The sequence below is a fragment of the Sporosarcina sp. resist genome, assembly GCF_014302295.1.
GTDB lineage: Bacteria > Bacillota > Bacilli > Bacillales_A > Planococcaceae > Sporosarcina > Sporosarcina psychrophila.
Map to the genome: position 1 here is coordinate 5,052,501 of NZ_CP060287.1, position 2,500 is coordinate 5,055,000.

Below are 2,500 nucleotides of genomic sequence, written 5' to 3' on the forward strand. Positions count from 1 at the left end.
TCTAATTAATAACAAGGAGGTTAGGACTAATGGAAATTAAAAGATTTTTATTTATTATTGCGTTAGTAGTGCTATTGCTAACTGGTTGTGCAAAAGACAAGCAATTCAATAATAGTTCATCTGATAATATTATTGATACTGGATATGTTGTAAAAGTTGATGGAGATCGATTTTTGTTCACCTCAAAATCAATGATTAAATCACAAGATATTGAAGAGCTGAATTCACAGATAGATTGGAATCCAACTGAATCTCTGACATGGGAACAACGAACATCATCGGTATGGCTACCTATGAAAGACGTTCCTGGGACTTTAACTGTAGGTGACGAAATAGATGTAAGCTACTATACTCAATTAGATTCAAATCCACAGTTTGGAGGATTTAACAGAATCGAAATTGTGCATGAAAACTAGGGGATGCACTTATTAAACATTCCGCTCTCATAATTTATAGCGAAATAGACTTGGATCTACCATTGTAGATCCAAGTCTATTTTAATTTTTCATTAAATCAACTTTAAAATATAACATAGTACCACATGTGTTGATTACCCACAGTTAACCAGTAATGACTGCTTACTTTTGTGATTAAACACTAGAAGCCCCATCTACAGGTGCTGTTGGGTTGATTTGGACTGAATGACTACTGTACCCATTATAGGGATTTCTGCTATGTAGGGTGGTCGTTCATCCGTCACTCTCCAAACATTCTAGTATGCGAAGTGCTAAAGCTTTTGGGAACAAGTGCATAACCACTTTCCTCTCTAGAAAGACAGTTATTCGTTCCTCTTCCAAAATAGTTGCATTTTTCATTTGAACTTTGGAGGTATGCGATGGACAGATAATCGTAACAGGATGACCAAGGAGAAATGAATTGAAATTCCTCCCAAAAAGATGTGGCTGGGGTGAAGCATTCATTTCCAGCCACCTTTAACTCGCGGTAAAGGTGGCGTGATCATATCGTCCAAAGCAAGCCGGAACTGGACAAGGTTACATGTAGACTTTTGTGCATTTCTTACAGGTGCTTTATGTAAGATAGTGGTTAATTAACAGACGTAACATAGTATAAGGTCAGATTCACATTTTGACGATAGGCGAATGTTTCGACTTTATACTTCTACTTATCGCCAAACACGACCTCAAATCATTATTGAAAATTAAAAATAAACACAAAAAAAGCCACTACCTATAAGGTAATGACCTTTCAATGAGACCGGCGGCGTCCTACTCTCGCAGGGGGAAACCCCCAACTACCATCGGCGCTGAAGAGCTTAACTTCCGTGTTCGGGATGGGAACGGGTGTGACCTCTTCGCAATCGTCACCAGACTCTTTGAGCTTGTTCGCTCAAAACTGAATAAAACAGACATTGTGCTACACAGAATCAGGGTAATCAAGCCCTTTTCAAAATTGGTTAAGTCCTCGATCGATTAGTATCCGTCAGCTCCACACGTCGCCGTGCTTCCACCCCAGACCTATCAACCTCATCTTCTTTGAGGGATCTTACTTACTTGCGTAATGGGAAATCTCATCTCGAGGGGGGCTTCATGCTTAGATGCTTTCAGCATTTATCCCGTCCATACATAGCTACCCAGCGATGCCTTTGGCAAGACAACTGGTACACCAGAGGTATGTCCATCCCGGTCCTCTCGTACTAAGGACAGCTCCTCTCAAATTTCCTGCGCCCGCGACGGATAGGGACCGAACTGTCTCACGACGTTCTGAACCCAGCTCGCGTACCGCTTTAATGGGCGAACAGCCCAACCCTTGGGACCGACTACAGCCCCAGGATGCGATGAGCCGACATCGAGGTGCCAAACCTCCCCGTCGATGTGGACTCTTGGGGGAGATAAGCCTGTTATCCCCGGGGTAGCTTTTATCCGTTGAGCGATGGCCCTTCCATGCGGAACCACCGGATCACTAAGCCCGTCTTTCGACCCTGCTCGACTTGTAGGTCTCGCAGTCAAGCTCCCTTATGCCTTTGCACTCTACGAATGATGTCCAACCATTCTGAGGGAACCTTTGGGCGCCTCCGTTACTCTTTAGGAGGCGACCGCCCCAGTCAAACTGCCCGCCTGACACTGTCTCCTGCCCCGATAAGGGGCATGGGTTAGAAGTCCAATACAGCCAGGGTAGTATCCCACCAACGCCTCATCCGAAGCTAGCGCTCCGGAATCCAAGGCTCCTACCTATCCTGTACAGGCTGCACCGGAATTCAATATCAGGTTACAGTAAAGCTCCACGGGGTCTTTCCGTCCTGTCGCGGGTAACCTGCATCTTCACAGGTATTATAATTTCACCGAGTCTCTCGTTGAGACAGTGCCCAGATCGTTACGCCTTTCGTGCGGGTCGGAACTTACCCGACAAGGAATTTCGCTACCTTAGGACCGTTATAGTTACGGCCGCCGTTTACTGGGGCTTCAATTCGAAGCTTCGCTTGCGCTGACCTCTCCTCTTAACCTTCCAGCACCGGGCAGGCGTCAGCCCCTATACTTCACCT

Annotated in this window: 2 protein-coding genes and 2 rRNA genes (1 of these 4 running past the window's edge); 1 reads left to right on the forward strand and 3 read right to left on the reverse strand. The window is 45.4% G+C overall.

Going from position 1 to position 2,500, the window contains the following annotated elements; translation table 11 throughout:
- The first annotated feature begins 29 nt into the window (after positions 1-29).
- On the forward strand, positions 30-416 hold the full coding sequence (locus H7992_RS24315) for a hypothetical protein (protein ID WP_187046278.1): 387 nt from the start codon (positions 30-32) through the stop codon (positions 414-416).
- 273 nt (positions 417-689) lie between these two features.
- On the opposite strand, the gene H7992_RS24320 is transcribed toward H7992_RS24315, so the two are convergent.
- The 3 genes from H7992_RS24320 to H7992_RS24330 form a co-directional block, all read right to left on the reverse strand.
- Positions 690-920: a hypothetical protein gene (locus tag H7992_RS24320; RefSeq protein WP_067204059.1), complete on the reverse strand. Its 231-nt coding sequence runs from the start codon at positions 918-920 to the stop codon at positions 690-692.
- 293 nt (positions 921-1,213) lie between these two features.
- A 5S ribosomal RNA gene (gene rrf, locus H7992_RS24325) occupies positions 1,214-1,329 on the reverse strand.
- An 81-nt stretch (positions 1,330-1,410) separates the two neighbouring features.
- A 23S ribosomal RNA gene (locus tag H7992_RS24330) occupies positions 1,411-2,500 on the reverse strand; it runs 1,842 nt beyond the window's last position.

What these genes read in the sequence shown, in the direction of transcription:
- H7992_RS24320 (WP_067204059.1), bottom strand. Translation starts at nt 920, where the DNA reads ATGAATGCTTCACCCCAGCCACATCTTTTTGGGAGGAATTTCAATTCA.
- H7992_RS24315 (WP_187046278.1), top strand. Translation starts at nt 30, where the DNA reads ATGGAAATTAAAAGATTTTTATTTATTATTGCGTTAGTAGTGCTATTG.